This is a genomic window from Halanaerobium saccharolyticum (assembly GCF_003259895.1).
Lineage (GTDB): Bacteria > Bacillota > Halanaerobiia > Halanaerobiales > Halanaerobiaceae > Halanaerobium > Halanaerobium saccharolyticum_A.
The window spans coordinates 61,070-81,641 of record NZ_QLME01000001.1 but is presented as its reverse complement, the minus strand read 5'-3'; the positions used below and the strand labels follow the sequence as shown (position 1 = coordinate 81,641).

Here is a 20,572-nt window from a genome sequence, read left to right as displayed (position 1 = left end):
TTTGAGGAGGGATTTTATTGGACAAAATATGGCAGGGTAAGTGGATTACAGAGTCTAAATTTTATGGCTTAAGTCCGATTAACTTATTTCACCGAGAAATAGAGGAAGGTGAAAAAAGAAAACACCTGGAAAAGTTAAAAAATCGGCATATGCTGGTTAGAAAAACATTCACTATCACTGAGGATATAAAGACAGCCTATCTTGATATAACTGCTGATGACTATTATAAGTTGAAAATCAATGGAAAGACTGTGGGAGAAGGACCTGCACCTGCTTACTTTTTTCACTATTTTTATAATCGTTATCAGGTAGAGAACTACTTAAAGGAAGGAGAAAATTTAATCTCAGTGCATCTCTATTATCAGGGTTTAGTTAATAGGGTCTGGAATAGTGGCGATTATCGTCAGGGAATGATTGCTGAACTATTTATTAATGATAAATTGAAACTAAAGTCAGACAAAAGCTGGAAATACAAAATAACTGAGGCCTATCAAAATGGAGGAATTACGGGTTACCAGACTCAATTTTTAGAGAATATTGATTTTAACTTAATTGATAAAAACTGGCAGCAGCTTGATTATGATGACAGTAACTGGAGTAATGTTTGTGTAAATAATAGTGATGATCATAAATTTTATAAACAGCCAATTTCTGGTCTGGATTTCTATTATATCAAGCCAGTTAAAATCAATAAAATTAAGGATAATCATTATTTGATTGACTTTGGTCAGATAATTGTCGGTTATTTTCAGATGACAGCAAAGGGCTTTAAAAATGAAAGAATTGAAATCAGACAGGGTGAAGAATTGAGAGAAGATGAAGATAGAGTTCGCTATAATCTGAGATCTAATTGCAAATATCAGGAGTTTATTACTCTCTCAGGCGGAAAAGATAAACTTAACTTCTATGATTATAAAGTGTTTCGTTATGTAGAAGTTATAGCTCATAATCCAGATTCTAAAGCTCTTTATCCAGAAACTTTTAAGGCTTTAGTTCGACACTATAAATTTGAAGATGAGAACACTACTTTTTATTCTTCCAATTCAAAGCTAAATAGGATCTGGCAGATTTGCAAAAATAGTGTTAAATATGGGACTCAATACCAATATTTAGACTGTCCTGGTAGAGAAAAAGGTCAGTATCTTGGTGATGCTTTAATAACAGGGCTGGCCCACCATTATTTAACAGGAGATTTAAAATTATATAAAAAAGCAGTTCAAGATTTTGCTTTATCATCTTATATTTCACCAGGTCTAATGGCAGTTGCTCCGGGTGGATTAATGCAGGAGATAGCAGATTATTCGCTTCAATGGCCAGCTCTTTTATTAAAATATTATAGGTTAAGTGGAGACAAAAAATTTTTAAGAAAAATGTATCCTACAGCAGAAAAATTACTTGCTTATTTTAAACAATTTCAGCGAGGAGATGGATTACTGACTGAGGTTAACGAAAAATGGAATCTTGTTGACTGGCCAAAAAATATGCGAGATAACTATCAGGTAAAGCTGGAACAGTTAAATAAAAAACCAGAATATGGATGTCACAATGTGATTAATGCTTTTTTTGTTGGAATGGTGAAAACCATAAATGAAATTAGAGATATTTTATCTATAGAATATAAAAATCAATTTTCTAAGTTAAAACAGGCCTTTAGAGAAGCATTTTATAATCAAAACAAAAAATTGTTTGTTGATACCGAAACTACAGATCATTCTGCTGTTCATTCTAATATTTTGCCTCTGCTTTATGGATTGGCACCAGCTGAAGCAGAAAAAGAAATAGTAGATTTAATTAAGGAAAAAGGACTAAAATGTGGTGTTTATATGGCCTATTATCTCTTAAAGGCTCTTGCTAGAGTAGGTGAATACTCATTAATTTATAATTTAATTGTAAACGAAAACAAAAACTCCTGGAATACGATGATAAAGGAGGGGGCAACAACCTGTTTTGAAGTCTGGTCCAAAGAACAAAAGAAAAATACGAGTCTGCTCCATCCCTGGGCAAGTGCCCCGATAATAATAATCATTGAAGATCTGCTGGGAATTGAGTTATCAAATAGTGGCAAAAGAAATCAAATTAAAATGACTCCTCATCTGCCAGCCGAACTTGATAGGATTAAATTTACCATGCAGAATAAAGATCTAAAAATTGAAATAAAAAAAGATAGTTCTCAAACTGGTTTTTTTATTAGTCCTGTTTTATAAATAAAATAAATTTTGGAAGGAAGTGTTTAGTATGACTATTGAAATTGCTGTGGGACAATTAGAGAAAGTGGAAAAAGAGGCAGTGAAGTTTGCAAAACAGCTGGGAGTAAATAATATTCATTTTAATACTCCCCAGATCCCAGGAGATGAATATTGGAGTTATCAAGATTTAATTAAGTTTAAAGAAAAATGTAAAAAGCATGAGCTAAAGTTAAAGGCGATAGAAAATGTGCCTTTGAGATTTTATCATAAAATTATGCTGGATTTACCGGGCAAAGAACAGCAGATCAAAAATTTAAAGAAAACCATTACTAATTTAGGCCGAGCAGGAATCCCAATCTTAGGTTATCATTTTGAGCCAACATTTGTCTGGCGAACATCTTATCAAAAAACAAGAGGTGGAGCTAAAGTTACTGCTTTTAATAAAAAAGAAGCAGTCAAGGGTGAAAATATTATCACGGGTGGGATTATGGATGCTGAAGAAATAAGTGAAGAAAAAATGTGGGAAAACTACAGCTATTTAATTGATAATATTATTGGAACTGCCGAAAATGCAGGTGTCACCTTAGCGCTGCATCCCTCTGATCCACCGATTGAGAAACTTGGAGGCATCCCTAGATTATTTAGAAGTGTTGAAAGTTTTAAGAGAGCAGAAGAAATAGCAGATAGTGATGCCTGGGGAATTGACCTTTGTCTGGGTACTTTTTCGGAAATGACAGGTGGTGCTAAAAATATCTTTGAAGCAATAAACTACTTTATTCCCCGGGATAAAGTGATTTATATCCATTTTAGAGATGTAGAGGGCACTGTTCCTGACTTTAAAGAAGCTTTTATTGGGGCTGGGAATTATAACCCAGCTGAGGTAATAGCGTTACTTAAAAAACTCAATTTTGATGGGTTCATAATTTCTGATCATGTTCCAATCATGGATAATGATTCAGGTTTGAGTTATTGTGCTAGAGCTCATGCTATAGGTTATATGCAGGGACTGCTTAAATTTGTAGAGTAATAGCTGATTGAATAATTTTGTTAATAACAATTCAGAATAACATAATAGGAGGCCTTAATAATGAAAGCTCTTGCATTAACAAAAGCTGGAGATCCATTTGAGATTATTGACGTTGAAGAACCGGAAATAAGAAAAGATGATCAGGTGAAAATTAAAATCCATGGAACTGGTGTCTGTGGAGGAGATCTAAGTGACTACTTAAATCCTCCTGTATTAAAGAAAGAGAGTATAATTTTGGGCCATGAATATTCAGGTGAAATTGTTGCTGTAGGCTCAAAAGTTAATAATTTAAATGTGGGTGACAGAGTGATCGCTGAGAGCTCTGCCGGGTGTGAAAAATGTATTTACTGCAGAGATGGCTATACTAATCTCTGTCTGGATAGAAAAGGAATTAGCGGCAGTTATACAGATTATATTGTTGTTCCAGCCCGTTATGTATATAAACTGCCTGAGCAAATTAGTTTAGATCTGGCTACTTTATCAGAGCCTTTAGCCTGTGTAATAAATGCTTTAGAAAAAACAAAAATTAGGCCTGGAGATCTGGTAGTTGTAATCGGACCTGGACCCCTTGGGATATTCACATCCTATCTGGCAAGACTTAAAGGAGCGAGAGTATTCTTAGTTGGCAGATCAAGTAGTAAAAAAAGACTTGAAATTGCTAAAGATAAACTAAATTTGAATATAATTAATTCTGATAAGATAAATGTTAAAAAATATATTAGCGATTTGAGTAAGTATGGGGCAGAGACTGTATTTGGTTGTGCTGGCAGTGAACAGGTAGTTAATTTAGCTTTTGATTTAGTCAAAAAAGGTGGTTCATATATTGAACTGGGACTTTTTAATGCCAGCAGCCAGAATATTAATTTCGAAAAAATAGTAACTAAAGAAATTAAAGTAACAGGTGCAGTCAGTCATCGTCCTGATTCCTGGGATCGTTTATTAAAATTATACCAAAGTGGAGTCCTTAAAGACTTAGAAAAGATTATTACTAATAAATATCCAATAAAAGACTGGAAAACTGCTTTTGAAAATCTTAAAGCTCGAGAAGATTTAAAGGCTGTTTTGTATTGAATATAAAGAGATAACTAATTGAAATTTAAAAAAACAATTAGATTTTACGTAACGACAATAGAAAGAGAGGCGAAAAAATGGGATTTTTAGATAGTAATTATTTATTTGAAAATGATTCAGCCAGATACCTGTACAATTCTATTAAAGATCTACCAATTGTTGATGCTCATAATCATGCTGATTTAAAGGAAATACTAAACAATGAAAACTGGCATGATATCTGGGAACTTGAAGCAGCCAGTGATCATTATGTCTGGGAATTAATGAGAAAAAGAGGGGTTCCAGAAGAAAAAATAACTGGTAAGGCCTCCAATAAGGAAAAATGGATGGCTTTAGCTAAAATATTTCCAGAGATTGCAGGAAATCCAACCTATGAGTGGATTCACCTGGATTTAAAAAGAGTGCTGGGGATAGAAGAAAATATATCAGAAAACACAGCAGAAAAAATCTGGGCAAAAAGTAAGAGGATACTTGCTGAACCAGAGTTTAAACCCCAAAAGTTATTACAACAAATGAATGTGGAAATAATGTGTACAACTGATAATGTTTTTTCCTTACTGAAGGAACATCAGCAGATAAGAAAACAATTAGAGAGGCCATTAATCTTACCTACCTGGAGAACTGATACGGTGATGAATCTGGAAGAACCAGAATGGCTTGAAAGTGTTGAGCAACTAGGAGAAAATTATGAAGAGGATATATCAAACTTAAAAGGGTTTATGAGAGCACTACAGAAATCACATGATCATTTTGAAAAATTGGGCTGTGTAGCAGGTGATCACGGTTTTTTTGAACCGATTTCCTATCCTGTTGAATTCAATCAGGCCGAAGAAATTTACGTTTCTGCTCTTAGTGGGGTTTCATTAAGTAAAGACGAAATTAAAGATTTTAAGGCTTTTCTATTAATGGAAATCGGAAAAATGAATCAGAAAAGTGACTGGGTAACTCAATTCCATATTGGTACAGTCAGGGGATACAGGGAATACCTGAATCAAAATGAGACTCAGGGAGATGGAGGCGATATTTCAACTTATAAGCTTGAGATTGCTAAAAATATCAAATATTTTTTGAATCACTTTGATAGTCAATTGGATATAGTTTTATATTCAATGGAGCCAACTCACTGGTTTACACTTTCAACTATCTCGCGAGCTTTTCCCAATGTTTATCTGGGTGCCGCATGGTGGTTTTCAGATAGTCCCCATGGGATGGAAAAACAGCTGCAGCAGATATCGACTGTGGATTTGTATTATAATTTTGCCGGAATGGTAACTGACTCCAGGAAAATATCATCTTATTCTTCCAGAACTGAGATGTTTAGAAGATCTCTGGCTAATGTTATTGGACGTGCTTTAGAAAGAGGTCAAATACCGCGGATTACTGCTTTTAATTTGGTGGGGTGGGTCAGTTACTATGGGCCGAAAGAATTATTTTTTGAAAAAATAAGTAAGATCTAAAACTATTTAATACTTGCTACTCACCATAATTTTAAGATATAATATTGATATATGGAGAATACGAAGATAGGAGGGTAGAAAAAATGCCCGAATCTGAAATTTTAGATAGGATCTTAAATCGTATTGATCAACTGGATGGTAAGTTTAGCGATAAGTTTAATAATCTTGATCATAGAATTGACAAATTGGATGTCCGATTTGACAAGGTTGATGAAAAATTTGAAAAATTCGATGACCGATTTAACAAGGTTGATGACAGACTTGACAGGGTAGACGAAAGATTCAACGATGTGGATAATCGACTTGATAAGATAGATGATAGACTTAATATGATTTATGATCAAACTGTTCGTTTAACTCTGGGCCAGACCGCTTTGAAAATGGATATTAATGAGATAAAAAGTGTCTGCAATTATCTTAATAATGAGGTGACCAGAAATACTAAGGATATTTATGTTATAAAAAATGAAAGAAATTAAATATAAAAATTTAATAATGTAAAATGAAGACTCTCACCAGATATATTCAAATTTTCTGGTGGGAGTTTTTTGTACATTAAATAAATTAATCTGACCTGACACTTTGAAACTTAAACTGTCAGGTATTTTTTATGACTAAATTTAAGCTGTCACCTGTTTTAGTTGTAGCTGTTACAATAGATAATTGTTTCACAATCTCTGGGAGGTATTTTAAAATAGTAAGTGAACTGAGAAAGTGAAATAAAAAACTTTTAGGGGGAATATTATGTATAACAATCTATTTTCCAGTGGTAAAATTGGAACAATGAAAAGTAAAAATCGAATTGTGATGACCGCAATGGGAAACTATTTAGCAAATACAGATGGAACTGTCTCTGAGGAAGACATAGCCTTTTATACTGCAAGAGCTAAAGGAGGAGTTGGAATAATAGTTACCGAAGCTACCTGTGTCGATGACAAAAGGGGTAGAGGAAACACCCATCAGATTTCTGTAGCAGATGATAAGTTTATTCCTGGTTTAAAAAAATTAGCAGAGTCTGTCCAGCAGTATGATAGTAAATTGATAGCACAGATTTATCATCCAGGACGCCAGGGAGTAAGTGTTATTAATCAGAATCAGGGTATGTTAGCTCCCAGTGATGTAGAATGTGAGGTTGTGCATCAGCCAATAGAAGTAATGTCTCTGCAGCAGATAGAAGAGATGGTAGAAAAATTTATTGATGCTGCAGAACGTGTAAAAAAAGCTGGCCTGGATGGAGTAGAAGTTCACGGGGCTCACGGTTATTTAATCAACGAATTTTTAAGCCCTTACACCAATCGGCGAAATGACGAATATGGTGGTAGTTTTGAGAATAGAATGAGATTTTTGGAAGAAATTGTGATGGGGATCAGAGAACGCTGTGGCGAAGATTTCCCTCTAATTGTCCGTCTTTCAGTCGACGAATTTTTGGAGACAGTCGGCAAAGCAGATTCCGGTTTAAAATTAGCTGAAGGTATAAAAATAGCACAGAGAATGGAAGAATTAGGAGTTGACGCTATTGATGTTAGTTCTGGAATCTATGAAACAATGAACACTGCCTGGGAACCAACTTCTTTTGAGGAGGGCTGGAAAATAAATCTGGCTGAGTCAGTAAAAAAGAAGATTGAGATTCCTGTAATTGGCGTTTCTGTGATCAGAAACCCCGAATATGCTGATCAGCTGCTTAAAGACGAAAAAGTTAATTTTATTGGGTCTGCCAGACAGCATCTTGCAGATCCAGAATGGTCAAATAAGGCTCAGTCTAATCGGGAAAATGAAATAAGAAAATGTATTTCCTGTCTGCGCTGTATGGAAACTTTAATTTCTGCTGATCAGAGACCAGGTGGGTTTGAATGTGCCGTCAATATTAAAGCTGCTGCTGAAGTTGAATATGCTGGGTTAAGTGAAGATGGAAAAGATGAAAATGTAGTAATTATCGGTGCCGGTCCATCAGGTTTAGAAGCTGCCAGAGTTTTAGCAGAAAATAATTATAAGCCGATTATTTTCGAAAAAGAAGACAGGATTGGAGGCCAATTACAATTAGCAAAAAGGCCGCCTAAAAAAGATAAGATAGCCTGGTTAATAGATTATTATCAGGAGCAGCTCAAAACATTAGATATAGATTTACGGTTAAATACTAAAGTAAGTATAGCCAGCATAAAAGAAATTAATCCAGCTGCAGTATTTGTGGCCCAGGGATCAAAGCCAATTATCCCTGATATTGAAGGCCTTAATTCCGGAAATGTATTAAGCTCAGAAGATATTTTAAAAGATAAAGTTGAGTTAAGAAATAAAAAAATTGCTGTTATTGGTTCTGGAATGACCGGAATCGAGATTTCTCATCTACTGGCAGAAAAAGATAATAACTTAAGTTTATTCGAAATGGAATCTGAGATTGGTCCTGATCTTTATTTTCAAAATCTAATTGATCATATGAAATTTATAGGAGAACTGGGAGTTGACTTGTATCCAGAGCATAAATTAATTGAAGTTAGAGATGGAAAAGCAGTTTTTGAATTAATGGATAGTGATCAAATTAAAGAATATGATTTTGATTATTTAATTTTAGCTCTGGGCAGAAGAGAAAATGATGAGCTGACAGCTAAAATCAAATCAGAATTTTCAAATGTCAAAACTTTGGGTGATGCAAATAAAGTTGGCAGGATTAGAAATGCAGTTGAAAGTGGATTTAAGGCAGCTCGTTCTATATAGTTAATTTAATAATATTGCAGGGAGGTTTATTCTAATGAAAGAAAAAGAACTGGACATGATTGAAAAAAAGGCCAGAGAAACAGAAATCAGGGATGATGTTTGTTCACGCAGTACACTTTGTGGATTAAGCAGTTATTTTGATTTTATATCCGAAGATATAGTAAATGCGTCTTTAAATCTTGCTGGAGGGGGCGGTGCTGCTAGTGGAAGTTGTGGAGCCTATATAGCTGCTCAATTGGCAGTTGGTTTAAAGTTTAATCCCTCAATTAAAGAAGTAGGAACTGCTGAATTTAAAGAAAAGGAAGAATTGGCCCAGCTTAAAATGATGAAGTTTAGAGATTTATTTATAGAAGAATTTGGAACAACTCTCTGTCCCAACATCCAGAAAAATTTATTTGGAAAGGAATTTGATTTTACTAATCTAGAGGATACAGAAGAGTTTTTTAAAATAGAAGATCATGCAGAAAAATGTGGAGAAGTGGTTGGCAAAACATCACGACTTGCAGCTGAATTTATTGAAGAAAATAATTAAAGAACTGAGTTGTGATTTAATATCCTAAAAAAATGGAGTGATAATTATGTCAAAATATGCACAGACATGTCCTATTATTTATGGAAATGGCAGTACAGAACAATTGGGTGCAGAAGCTAAAAATTTGGGCTGCAGTAAAGTCCTGTTGGTTACTGATCAGGGAGTAAAGAAAACAGCTGCTTTTAAAAATAGTGTTAAGAGTTTGAAAGAATCTCAAATAGAAGTAGTAATTTTTGACAAAGTAATTCCGGATCCACCAGATTATTTAATTAATGAAGGTGGAGAACTTGCTAAAAAAGAAGAAGTTGATGGGATTGTGGCAGTTGGAGGCGGAAGTCCTATGGATGCTGCTAAAGGGATTAATATTCTAATAAATAATCCACTCCCGATCAATCAATATTTTGGAGACCCTACTTATCAACCTGGAGTACCTGTTATTATGGTCCCTACTACAGCCGGGACAGGAAGTGAAAGTACTTCAATAGCTGTGGTAACAGATACTACCAATGATGCTAAAAATTCTGTGATCGGTAATGCGGCCCTTGGAATTCTGGATCCCGAAAACACAACTTCTCTTTCTGCTGAGATAACAGCACAGACTGCGATTGATACTCTGTCCCATGCAGCAGAATCGATTACTGCTAAAGTTCCCAATCCCCGTTCCGAATTAATGGCAGTAGATGCAATAGAGAAAGTAGTTAATAATTTAGAAACTGTTTTAAATGACAGTGAAAATCTGGAAGCCAGAGGGGATTTGCTGTTGGCCAGTAATTTTGCCGGAATTGCTTTTAATGATGCCTTAGTTCATTTAGGGCATGCCCTGGCACATTCTATTGGAGCTAAGTTTCACCTGACCCATGGAGTGATTTGTGGATTAGCCCTACCGGAAGTTATGATTTATGCCGCTGAAATTAAGCCGGATAAGGTAAAAACTGTGGGAGAAGCCTTTGGCATCAACTTTAGTGGAGAAGAATCAGACTCCCAAATTGCTGAAAAAACTGCTGCAGAAATTAGAAAATTTGTAAAGAAAGCAGGAATTAAATCTTTTGCAGAACTGGAAATTAGAAAAGAAGAATTGGTAGATACAGCAGATATGGTGATGGCTGATGCCTGTTATAATTTTGTGCCCAGAGAATTAACTGCAGCAGAAATCAAAAATATTCTTGCAGATATGTACGATAATTATAAATAATAAATATTGTTATAAATAATATTTTCACTTAAAAAACTTGTATGTTATAATTAAAGCATACAAGTTTTTTTATTAAGGGTGGTTTTATGAATATCGATGATTTAAAATACTTTATTAAAGTTTTTGAGAATGAAAATCTAACCAAATCTGCAAAAGAATTATTTATAACTCAGCAGGCACTAAGCCAAAAAATTAGTAAACTGGAAGAAGAAATTGGGGTTAAACTATTCGAGAGAAATTCCAGAGGGGTCAGTCCGACAGAGTTTGCCGAATATTTTTACCCAAAAGCTAAAGGGCTGAAAAAACATTTTGATGATTTTAAAAGTGAGGTATATAGTAAGGCAGAGAAAGAAAAAAAGAAGCTAAAAATTGGTTTTTCACCTGGAACTCTGCAGGTTTTGAATGCTCAGGATATTATTGAAAACAGCCGCAAAGAGCTTGGAATTGAGATCGAAATATCTGAATTTGCTGATATTGACTGCGAAAAAAATGTGTTAAACAATAATCTTGATCTTGCAATCACAGTTAACCCACAAAATAGTGAGGATTTTAATTTTAAAAGTTTATATCAAGATAATTTTGCAGTAGTAGTTAATAAAGAGGATCCGCTGATTAAAAATGATGAGTTGAAATTTGTAGATATCAAAAATAGAAAACTAATCCTATTAGATGAGACATTTAGGATGCAGACTGTCCTGGAGCGAGAGTTTGCAAAAGCTAATTTTAAGCCAGATGTATATAGCCGCTGTAATCATGATTTAAATGTTGCCTATGAATTTGTAAGTTTAAATAAGGGAATATTTGTTTTTGTTGATTCATTAATTTATTTAGATCGCTATCATGATTTGACCAAGATTCCGCTAAAAGTTTCGGAGGCAAATTGGGAAATTGGAATTATAACCAAAAAAGAGGAGAATATAGGCCCAAATGTCAGAAAATTTATAAGTTTTTATGAGGCTGAAAATAACTTATAATAGAACTTTATTAGTAATCTATCTTTATTTTTTTAGAGTCGGTTTTCTATTCAGCATCCCAGGACTACTATAATTATACTGAATCAGACCGAAATAAACAAATATTTATTTATATCTTCTCTCACCAGATATATTCAAATTTTCTGGTGGGAGTTTTTTGTACATTAATGTCGAAAAGCTTGCAGATTAAAATTTTATGAAATATAATTTGATCTAACTATAACTATTAATTTATCAAGGAATGAGCCAAAAATAGATGCTAAAAAAATATAATCAGGTGATTGCAGCTGCAGGAACCGGCAAAACTACAGTTCCGTTTTAATACGATAAAATATCGAGTATACATGTATTCTTTTTAATCATAAAAAGAATAACTTGACTCTTTGTTAAATTAATCTTAAAATACAAGCAATAATAAGCTATTTTTAAAAACTAGATAACGGGAGGAGGAGAAGAATTAGATTTTTTAGTTATAAAAAGTTTAGATTAAGTAATGCCTGGTTTTTTATTTTTTAAGTATTAAAAATATGAGAAGTTTAAAAGTTGAGGAGTGTTTTTAAAATGGTAACTAATAAAGAAAATCAAAGAGATATAGTAAAGAAAAATGATTTTAATTCTTTACTTAAACTATTTCTTTCAGTATTGCTTATTGTAGTAGCTACTGAAATTTTTGGTACAAAAACCTTTAGAATTGGACCAGGTCAGGTTGTTTTATTACCAATGTTATTTGCTGTGATTATTGGGATGCTGATTACACCAAATCTTTTGGGTAGTAAAATTAAAGTTCTTAAAAAAATTATTTCTATGAAAGAAGTTGAGACAGCAGGCACTTATGTAATGATTGCTCTACTGCCTCTGGGAGTTAAATATGGAACTCTGGTTGGACCTAATATAGTTGAAGTAGTAAAAGCTGGACCTGCATTCTTGCTGCAGGAAATAGGAAACTTAGGTACAATATTTATTGCTCTACCGCTGGCTCTGATTTTAGGTATGAAAAGAGAAGCAGTTGGTGCAACAGCCAGTATTTCTCGTGAACCAACCCTGGGAGTAATTGGGGAAAAATATGGGATTTCATCACCAGAGGGTACAGGGGTACTTGGGACATATTTAATGGGTACGGTCTTTGGTACAATATTTTTTGGGCTTCTAGGTGGTTTTTCAGCGGCAACAGGTCTTCATCCTTTAGCTCTTGCAATGGCCAGCGGAATGGGAAGCGGATCAATGATGGCAGCTGCATCTGGTGCACTTGCAGAATCAGTACCAGCAATGAAAGATGAAATTTTAGCTTATGCAGCTACAAGTAATATGCTGACTGGAGTCACTGGTTTATATTCTGTGATCTTTTTAGGTCTGCCTCTGGTTAATTTTCTTTATGATAAGCTAAGTCCAATTTTATCCAGAAAAGATAGAGGTGATGAATAATGAGCCTGAACTTGGATAGAAGTTTAGATTATTTAAAGATGTTAATTATTGTTGGCATTTTAATTTTAGTTGGTCAGAGATTTGGCTATGGGATATCTATTTTTAGCGCCTTACCTGGAATGATAATAGTTATTTTAATTTCATTTTTGGCTCTGACGATTAAAGACAGTTTTCCTAATCTTCATTTTCCAGCATTTGCCTGGGCTTCACTAACTGCTTTGATTTTAAGCATGCCTTTTATGCCGACAGCTGAACTATTTTTAAAATATACAAATGAAGTTAATTTTTTAGGTACAACAACTCCAATTCTTGCTTATGCAGGGATTTCTGTAGGAAATAAGATTGAGGAGTTAAGAAAATTAAGCTGGAAGGTATTTATCGTTGCTGTTGCAGTATTTATCGGTACATATTTTGGTTCTGCAATTGTTGCTCATCTTGTACTTAAAATGCAGGGAATCATTTAATAATTCTTTGAAAAGTTAGAAAGGGAAGTGTTATATTTGCAAAAAGATGAGATTAAGAAAAAGATAATTGAAGTTATTAATGATAACCGCAGTAAAATTATTGAGATTATTGAAGAAATTTATAAAACTCCTGAGCTTGGCTATAAAGAAGAGAAAACTACCAGCATAATTGCTAAAGCATTTTCTGATTTAGAAATTAATTTCAAAGAACATGAAAATTTAACTGGAATTAATGCATTATTGAAAATGGAAAATCCAGGCCCAACTATAGCAGTTCTTGGAGAATTAGATGCTGTCATCTGTACGGAACATCCTGATGCGGACCCAGAGACTAAGGCTGTACATGCCTGTGGTCATAATATTCAACTGGGAGTGATGTATGGTGTTGCAGCAGCTTTTAAAAAAGCAGGGGTGGAATCCGAATTAGCTGGAACTCTCAATTTTATTGCTACACCAGCTGAAGAATTTATTGAACTAGAATTTAGAGATGAATTAAGAGAATCAGGCAAAATAAATTATTTTGGCGGCAAACAGGAATTGATAAAAAGAGGTAGTTTTGATGATGTTGATATTTCAATAATGATGCATTCCCTCGATTTGGGTCAAAAGAAAGCTCTAATTGCACCAGAGGGTAATGGGTTTGTTGGTAAAAAAATTAAATTTATAGGTAAAGAGTCTCATGCTGGCTCAGCACCAGAAAAAGGAATAAATGCTTTAAATGCAGCTGTTTTAGCAATGAATAATATTAATGCGCAGCGAGAAACCTTTGCTGAAAAAGATAGAGTTAGAGTTCATCCGATAATTACTAAGGGGGGAGATATAGTTAACATTGTTCCTGCAGACGTAAGGATGGAAAGTTATGTTAGAGCCAGAAATATTGAAGCAATAAAAAGTGCTAATAAAAAAGTAGATCGTTCACTTAAAGCTGCTGCAATGGCAGTAGGAGCAGATGTTAAAATTACCGATATTCCTGGTTATCTACCTCTTTTAAATAATGAAGGCCTGGATTTAATTTTAAAATCTAATCTTTTAAATTTAGTAGAAAAAGAAGAAATAACTGTCGGTGGAGATTTTACGGGTTCTTTTGATTTTGGAGATGTGTCTCATTTAATGCCTGCTTTACATCCATTTTTTGGTGGAGTTTCAGGGGATTTACATACAAGAGATTTTAAAACTAAGGCTGATGAAGATGCATATATTTTACCAATCAAAGCTTTAGCAATGACAATTGTTGATCTTCTTTATAATAATGCTGCTGAAGCGAAAAAGGTAATTAATGATTTTCAGCCTTTATTAAAAAAGAAAGAATATCTAAGTTTAATGGATGAATTTGCTAAGTAAATATATAATAATATCAGTATGCTTTAATTAATGATTTGAAAACCTGTGTGAAATTGAATTTGATATTTATATCGATTAAATGTGAAATTGTATCTACAATAAAATATTTTATTAAATATAGGATATATAGCTGATATTACAGTCAGGACTTGATAAATTGACGCAGATTATATGTATATGTGTGTTAGTTTTTCAGGTCCTTTTTTTTAAAAATAAGAAAGATAATTGAAATGAATTTAAAAAGATTTAACATCAATAATTTTAAAGTTAGTTGGAAGTGGATTGGTTTTTGAGATAAAGAATCAAAAATATCTGTGCTTTTATTAATAGATGAAGAGTTTTTATGTTGATGTTACAGTTGGAGGAATTTAAAATGAAGAACTTAATTAAACTTAAAAATATTATGATAATTAGTCTTGTTATAATTTGTGCATTAACAATAACTATTTTTATAACAGAGGCTGCAGGTGATTCGGCAGAGATTGATTTGAGGATAGAGTTGGAGAAAGCAGATCCTGAACGTGCACTTCTGGCTGATTTAAGAGTGATGTTGATTGAACCAGGGGCTCCTATTGGAAAGAGAATAATTAAGAGCAAAAAGAAAAAAACTCGTAGTATTTGGAATGTTGTAGAGCTCGAATTTTCAGAATTAGAATTAGCAAAAATTGATGATTATCAATTGATAGTTTTCCAGGAGCGAGATGACTTATTTTGGCATATTTCAGGCCCTCTCAATTATAATCTAATTAAAGATTATGATTCTCTGGAAATGACTTTAAATTATCTCCCTTCGCGAACTCTTAGTTTTAAAGGTGAGCAAGAAATTAAGTTTAGAGATCTAGATCAAATAGTACATCTAACTGTTGCTGGAAATGAATATATTCTGTTTAAAGAAAAAACTGAGGCTGGAATTGAATATCTGAATCCCCAAGTTAAGGCCCAAATTAAAGGTAGGGAAATTATAGTAGAAAAAGGAGATCAAACTTTTAAGTCTAAATTAATAGGCTTAAATGAAGTTGATTTTTCTAAGCATAAAGTTATTGGAGGTTATAAAATGTTCGACTGGGGTGGATGGAGATTGGATATTACAGATAAGAATTTAAAACTTAAATTTGGAAAAGTGACGCCCTATACAATATATAGTCCAACTCTACTTGCTCCTATTTCAGATTTTAAGGAAGTTATAAATGATGATTATATATTATATGAATATGATGACAGTGGGTATGATGCGGATTTAAAGGTCAAAATAGTAGAAAAAATTTATCGCAAACCAGATAGCTTTAAGACTTATCCTTTTACAATGTATATGGATTATAATAATTCAAAATATGAGGGTGGAGCATATTTAGATAAAAACTAAGCGACTAAAGATCTTTAGGAATGAAGTCTTTAGTCACTTAGTTATTTTTGAACTGTTTTAAAATCTACTTATTTCCACAAGTGGTTTTCTATAAAAGCAGCATATAATAACTGCCAGGTTTCCCAGTCATGTGCACCAGGCACCACAAGAATAGAGTGATTGATTCCTTTTTTAGTAAGTTCTGAAGCTAAATTTGCTACAGGAGAAAGTCCAAAATCCCAAATACCTGCTCCCAACATTATCGAAGGAGAGTTCAATTCTTTATAGTTATCTATATTCTCTATTTCTTCTCCCTCACTTGCATAACTCCAGATACCAAAATAAGAAAATTCATCAGCATGGTAAAAATACATCCGATTAGTGGTTATTCCCCCCATCGATAAACCAGCATAAGCTCGTCCTTCAGGTGTAGAGTAAACATTATAATTATCATTAATATAAGGTATAATATAATCAAACTGATCTTCTTCTATTTTCTCATATTCCCAATCAAAGTCCTGATTATTCATACTTACTACAATAAAAGGCTCAATGACTCCGTCTGCAATCAAATTATCTGTAATATTTGCCACTGCACCTTCGTTCATCCAGCGGAGTTCATTACCGTGTTTATCTCCAGACATACCATGAGATAAGTAAAGTACTTTATAGGGTTTTTTTCGATCTGGATTGTATCCATAGGGCAAATAAATAGCAAGTCCGCGAGTTTGACCAGCAGCACCCTTATAAGATACAGTTTCTACTGTTCCAATTTTATTATCTTTTCTTGGAATTTCTACTGAGCGATCTAGCCATGGTCCACTCCCCATCAGATCAGAATTGTATGGAATATAGACCATGCTGGATAAACTTGAAATACCTGTAGCAGTATTGGTTAAGGTTGGGTTATTGGGATCATCCAATCTTTCAGTTGTACTACCATCTGGATTGGTAATGCGAAAGTTGTAAACAAACGCACCACTTGAAAGGGGTATTTTAGCCTTCCATAGATTGTTGTCTAACTTTTTCATATTAATGTAATACTTGGTATCACCACTTCCTCCACCTGGAAACATTCCTGCTTGATAATCTTCAGGTTTATAGGGGATTAAAAACCCGTCTTTAATTTTGAAATGATAAAAACAATCACTATATATTTCAACGTTGGTTGCTGTTGCAGTTTCATCCTCATAAATAAATGTTGCGTAATAACCTGTCGGAGAAGTGGGATCTGGTTCTACAGTTACTCCAGGTTTCAAATTAGATGTGTTGTTTTTTGCAAAAAGAAATGGACTGCTGCTTAAGATTAATAAAACTACTAATATTAAAATCATAAAAATCTTACTCATTGCATGCATCTTAATTTACCTCCTAATATTTTAGTAATATAAAATTTACAATCCGCACCTCCTTTTTAGAAAATTCATTATATTATTAATTATACGGTAAAATAATAATTAGTGCTTTGAAAAACATGCTTTATATATTGCATATTAGTAGATCTTAAATAATTATAAAAAAAATATTTATTTCCTCTCACCAGAGTATTACAGGTGAGATTTTTTTAATTACTACATTTTTGCCACTACTTTTTCGGAAAAGATTTGTGGTAATCAGCTGTTGAACCTGGATAATTATAGGGGTACAATATAACTAGAAAACGCTGATAGATAAAATTATTATTTTTTTATTAGGGGAGCTTACAATGTTAAAAAATAGGGAATGTAAAATAATAAAAAAACTGATTAGCAATGACGGCCCTCTTGTTGTTAAAAAATTAGCTGCCGACTTATCGGTTAGTACTCGAACGATAAGATATGATCTAGATAAAATTGAAGATTGGCTTAAAGAAAAAGGATTAAAAATGTATCGTAAACAGGGAGTAGGTATCTATCTTGAAAGTAATGATAAAGATAAAATAACTGATATTTTAGATTTCAAAGTAGATTACCAGCTGCTTCATACTCCAGAAGAAAGACAGCAAATTATTTTAAAAGAACTACTGGTTAGAGAAGAGCCAATAATCATCAAAGAATTTGAAATAAACTTAGATGTCAGCGAAGGAACGATAATTAGAGATTTAGACCAGATAGAAAACTGGTTGAAAAAAAGAAATCTGGAATTAGTCCGCAGACCCAATTATGGGATAGAAATTAGAGGTAATGAAAATAACTGGCGCAAAGCGGTTTTTGATTACCTGGAAGAAAGCAGCAGCGAAGATGAACTGATAGATATTCTTAATCAATTTGAAAATAATAAAAGTCTACCGTCTTTTATTGACTCTTATAGTGACTTATTAAATTCTATTAATTCTGCTCAGGTTAAGTTTGTAAAAAACATTATTAGAGAAACTGAAAAAAGTTTAGATTATTCTTTTACTGATGCTGCATTTTCTGCCTTAATCCTTCATATAGTAATTGCTCTGCAGAGAATTATTAAAAATAAAGATATTAATATGAATTCTAAACAGTTATTAATTCTTAAGAATAAAGAGGAATTTAAAACCGCAGAAGAGATAGTAAAAAAGCTGAGGAAGAAATTTGAAATAGAAATCCCGGAATCAGAAATTGGTTATATTACTCTTCATCTTCTGGGAGCAAAGTTCCGCCAACGGGGTGACTTTGATTTTAAAGCTGATAAATTATTTGATGATAAATTATTAGATTTAACCTATCAGCTGGTCGAAATTGCTGCTAAAATCTTAAATTTAGAATTAACTAATGATCTGGAGTTAATTTATGGACTTGCCCTTCATTTAAAACCTACTTTAAATAGAATAAAATATGATCTTAATATTGAAAATCAATTAGTCGCAGATATTAAAGAAAAATATCCTCAGATTTACCGAGCTTCTAAGATAGCTGCTGGAGTAATCCAGACAGAAATTTTTGGAGAAATAAGTGAAGAAGAAATCGGGTTTATTGCGATGCATATTGGAGCTGCATTAGAAAGAAGAAATGTTAAATCAAAACTTAATAATAAATTAAGAGTAGCTCTAGTCTGCAGTACTGGAATTGGTACAACTAAAATTCTGGCAGAGAGATTAAAAAATGAGTTTGCTAATTTTAAAATAATTAATACTTATTCTTACCATGATATAGAAATTGAGAGTTTCGAAAAAAATCTAGATCTTATAATTTCTACTATTAAATTACCAGAGATAGGAATTGATAATCTTCAGGTTAATCCACTTTTAAAAGAAGCAGATATAAAAAATATAGAAAATTATATTATAAATATTTTTAATAAGAATATTTACCCAAAAAATAAAAACATTATAAAACCTGAAAACCTGAAAGGAAATGTAAAACTAGATATAAGTGAGCTAACTAATGAGATAGTAGAATTATTGAAATACAATCACAAACTTCAGATAGAAAAAGATTTAAAAAATGATTTAAGAAAATTATTTAAAGAGCACTTAAAAGAAGAAGTAACTGCTGATAAACAGGAATGCAGAGACCTGGAGTTAACTGATATTTTAAATCCTGATTTAATAAGAGCTAAAGTTAAGTGTAAAGACTGGAGAGGAGCAGTTAAAAAAAGTGGTAAACTGCTTTCAGATTTAGGGGTAGTGTCTGAGAATTATATAAAAAGTATGATCGAGAACATTGAGCAAAGAGGGCCTTATGTAGTAATAACTCCAGGTGTTGCACTTGTTCACGCGGCTCCAGAGATGGGGGTCAGAAAAGTTGGTATCTCTCTAATCACTTTAAAAAGCCCGGTCAAATTTAATCATTCTCAGAACGATCCTGTAGAAATTGTAGTTGCCTTTGCCTCTCCGGATAAAGAACAGCATGTTAAGGCTTTAAGTAGCCTGATAGATAAATTATATAATAGCAGAATAAGGAGTGCGATAAGTTCTACTGATGATAATCAGAAAGTGTTAGACATCTTAAAATATAAAAAGGAGGATTCATTTTATGTCAAAAATTAATACTTTAACTGGAGAAATTGATGTTGATGAGCTGGGCTTTGTCAGAATGCATGAGCATTTACTTACTGACCCACCTGATTTAAGAGTTAAAAAAGATCCGGATTATGTTCTTGACAGTCCCCGTAAGGCAGTGGAAGAGCTGAAGAGATTAGAGAAAACAGAAGTTAATACTTTTGTGGATGGAACCACAATAGATTATGGAAGAAACATTGATCAGATGGCTAAAATAGCAAATAGAACAAACATTAAGATCCTTGCTACTTCAGGTTTTAATCGGGGTCTTTTTTTCGAAGACTGGGTCCATAATTATTCTGTTGATGAACTAACAGCACTTCTGATTCGAGAAGTAACAGTAGGTATAGATGGAACAGACCTGAAAGCAGCTATTTTGAAAGCAGGTAGTGATTACAATCGAATAACTAAGTCAGAAGAAAAAACTTTTGTAGCTGTTGCAAATGCTCATTTAGAAACAGGAGCTCCAATAAAGACTCATACTGAAATGGGAACTATGGGACTGGAACAGTTAGACATTTTTGAAAGAGAAGGTGTTGATCTTTCGCGAGTACTTTTAATTCACATGGATAGAAATTTAGATTATGGATACCACAGGCAGGCTCTGGAAAGAGGCGCTAATATTATGTATGATGGTCCTTCTAAAATTAAATATTATGCAGATCAAAATCGAATAGATACCTTGAAAAAATTAGTAGATGATGGTTTTATAAAACAGCTGTTTATTTCTAATGATATGGGAAGAAAGTCTTATCTAAAATCCTATGGAGGCGGACCGGGCTGGGAATATATCCAGCATAAATTTATTCCCCGGCTGCTTAGAGAGGGTTTTACCCAGGAACAGATAGATAACATATTTATTGATAATCCAAAAAGTTTTTTGCCGTTTAAGCAGGCTTAGGAGGG

General features: G+C 33.2%; 16 protein-coding genes. 15 read left to right on the top strand and 1 reads right to left on the bottom strand.

Going from position 1 to position 20,572, the window contains the following annotated elements; genetic code table 11:
* The first annotated feature begins 17 nt into the window (after positions 1 to 17).
* The 13 genes from C7958_RS00370 to C7958_RS00310 all read left to right on the top strand — a co-directional run bounded on the left by C7958_RS00370 (position 18) and on the right by C7958_RS00310 (position 15,738).
* Positions 18 to 2,204, top strand: a complete 2,187-nt coding sequence (locus tag C7958_RS00370; RefSeq protein WP_111570682.1) for a family 78 glycoside hydrolase catalytic domain — start codon at positions 18 to 20, stop codon at positions 2,202 to 2,204.
* Positions 2,205 to 2,235: 31 nt separating this feature from the next.
* Positions 2,236 to 3,213: a mannonate dehydratase gene (locus C7958_RS00365; RefSeq protein ID WP_111570681.1), complete on the top strand. Its 978-nt coding sequence runs from the start codon at positions 2,236 to 2,238 to the stop codon at positions 3,211 to 3,213.
* A 60-nt stretch (positions 3,214 to 3,273) separates the two neighbouring features.
* Positions 3,274 to 4,284 (top strand): zinc-dependent alcohol dehydrogenase, encoded by a 1,011-nt coding sequence (locus C7958_RS00360; RefSeq protein WP_111570680.1) that lies wholly within the window; start codon positions 3,274 to 3,276, stop codon positions 4,282 to 4,284.
* 77 nt (positions 4,285 to 4,361) lie between these two features.
* Entirely contained in the window at positions 4,362 to 5,741 is a 1,380-nt protein-coding gene (gene uxaC / locus C7958_RS00355; protein WP_111570679.1) for a glucuronate isomerase, read from the top strand.
* Between the two features lie 83 nt (positions 5,742 to 5,824).
* The gene (locus C7958_RS00350) at positions 5,825 to 6,220 is read left to right on the top strand and encodes a hypothetical protein (RefSeq protein ID WP_111570678.1); all 396 of its coding nucleotides are present in this window, start codon (positions 5,825 to 5,827) and stop codon (positions 6,218 to 6,220) included.
* 265 nt (positions 6,221 to 6,485) lie between these two features.
* Positions 6,486 to 8,450, top strand: coding sequence for an oxidoreductase (locus C7958_RS00345; protein ID WP_111570677.1), 1,965 nt, complete (start codon positions 6,486 to 6,488; stop codon positions 8,448 to 8,450).
* Positions 8,451 to 8,484: 34 nt separating this feature from the next.
* Positions 8,485 to 8,982 (top strand): C-GCAxxG-C-C family (seleno)protein, encoded by a 498-nt coding sequence (locus tag C7958_RS00340; protein ID WP_111570676.1) that lies wholly within the window; start codon positions 8,485 to 8,487, stop codon positions 8,980 to 8,982.
* A gap of 46 nt (positions 8,983 to 9,028) precedes the next feature.
* On the top strand, positions 9,029 to 10,174 hold the full coding sequence (locus tag C7958_RS00335; RefSeq protein WP_111570675.1) for an iron-containing alcohol dehydrogenase: 1,146 nt from the start codon (positions 9,029 to 9,031) through the stop codon (positions 10,172 to 10,174).
* Between the two features lie 86 nt (positions 10,175 to 10,260).
* Positions 10,261 to 11,148, top strand: a complete 888-nt coding sequence (locus tag C7958_RS00330) for a LysR family transcriptional regulator (RefSeq protein ID WP_111570674.1) — start codon at positions 10,261 to 10,263, stop codon at positions 11,146 to 11,148.
* A 561-nt stretch (positions 11,149 to 11,709) separates the two neighbouring features.
* The gene (locus C7958_RS00325) at positions 11,710 to 12,570 is read left to right on the top strand and encodes a DUF3100 domain-containing protein (RefSeq protein ID WP_111570673.1); all 861 of its coding nucleotides are present in this window, start codon (positions 11,710 to 11,712) and stop codon (positions 12,568 to 12,570) included.
* On the top strand, positions 12,570 to 13,034 hold the full coding sequence (locus tag C7958_RS00320; RefSeq protein ID WP_111570672.1) for a hypothetical protein: 465 nt from the start codon (positions 12,570 to 12,572) through the stop codon (positions 13,032 to 13,034). Before C7958_RS00325 ends, C7958_RS00320 begins: the two co-directional genes overlap by 1 nt.
* A gap of 36 nt (positions 13,035 to 13,070) precedes the next feature.
* Entirely contained in the window at positions 13,071 to 14,375 is a 1,305-nt protein-coding gene (locus C7958_RS00315) for an amidohydrolase (RefSeq protein WP_111570671.1), read from the top strand.
* Positions 14,376 to 14,748: 373 nt separating this feature from the next.
* On the top strand, positions 14,749 to 15,738 hold the full coding sequence (locus C7958_RS00310; protein WP_111570670.1) for a hypothetical protein: 990 nt from the start codon (positions 14,749 to 14,751) through the stop codon (positions 15,736 to 15,738).
* A gap of 68 nt (positions 15,739 to 15,806) precedes the next feature.
* Here the strand turns inward: C7958_RS00310 and C7958_RS00305 are convergent, their stop codons facing one another.
* Positions 15,807 to 17,075 carry an alpha/beta hydrolase-fold protein gene (locus C7958_RS00305; protein WP_111570669.1) on the bottom strand — a complete coding sequence of 423 codons (1,269 nt, stop codon included), beginning with the start codon at positions 17,073 to 17,075 and terminating at the stop codon, positions 15,807 to 15,809.
* Positions 17,076 to 17,422: 347 nt separating this feature from the next.
* Between C7958_RS00305 and C7958_RS00300 the strand changes: the two genes are divergently transcribed.
* Positions 17,423 to 19,654 carry a BglG family transcription antiterminator gene (locus tag C7958_RS00300; RefSeq protein WP_111570668.1) on the top strand — a complete coding sequence of 744 codons (2,232 nt, stop codon included), beginning with the start codon at positions 17,423 to 17,425 and terminating at the stop codon, positions 19,652 to 19,654.
* Complete coding sequence (locus C7958_RS00295; RefSeq protein WP_111570667.1) at positions 19,641 to 20,567, top strand: phosphotriesterase family protein; 927 nt, start codon at positions 19,641 to 19,643, stop codon at positions 20,565 to 20,567. Before C7958_RS00300 ends, C7958_RS00295 begins: the two co-directional genes overlap by 14 nt.
* Positions 20,568 to 20,572: the final 5 nt, after the last annotated feature.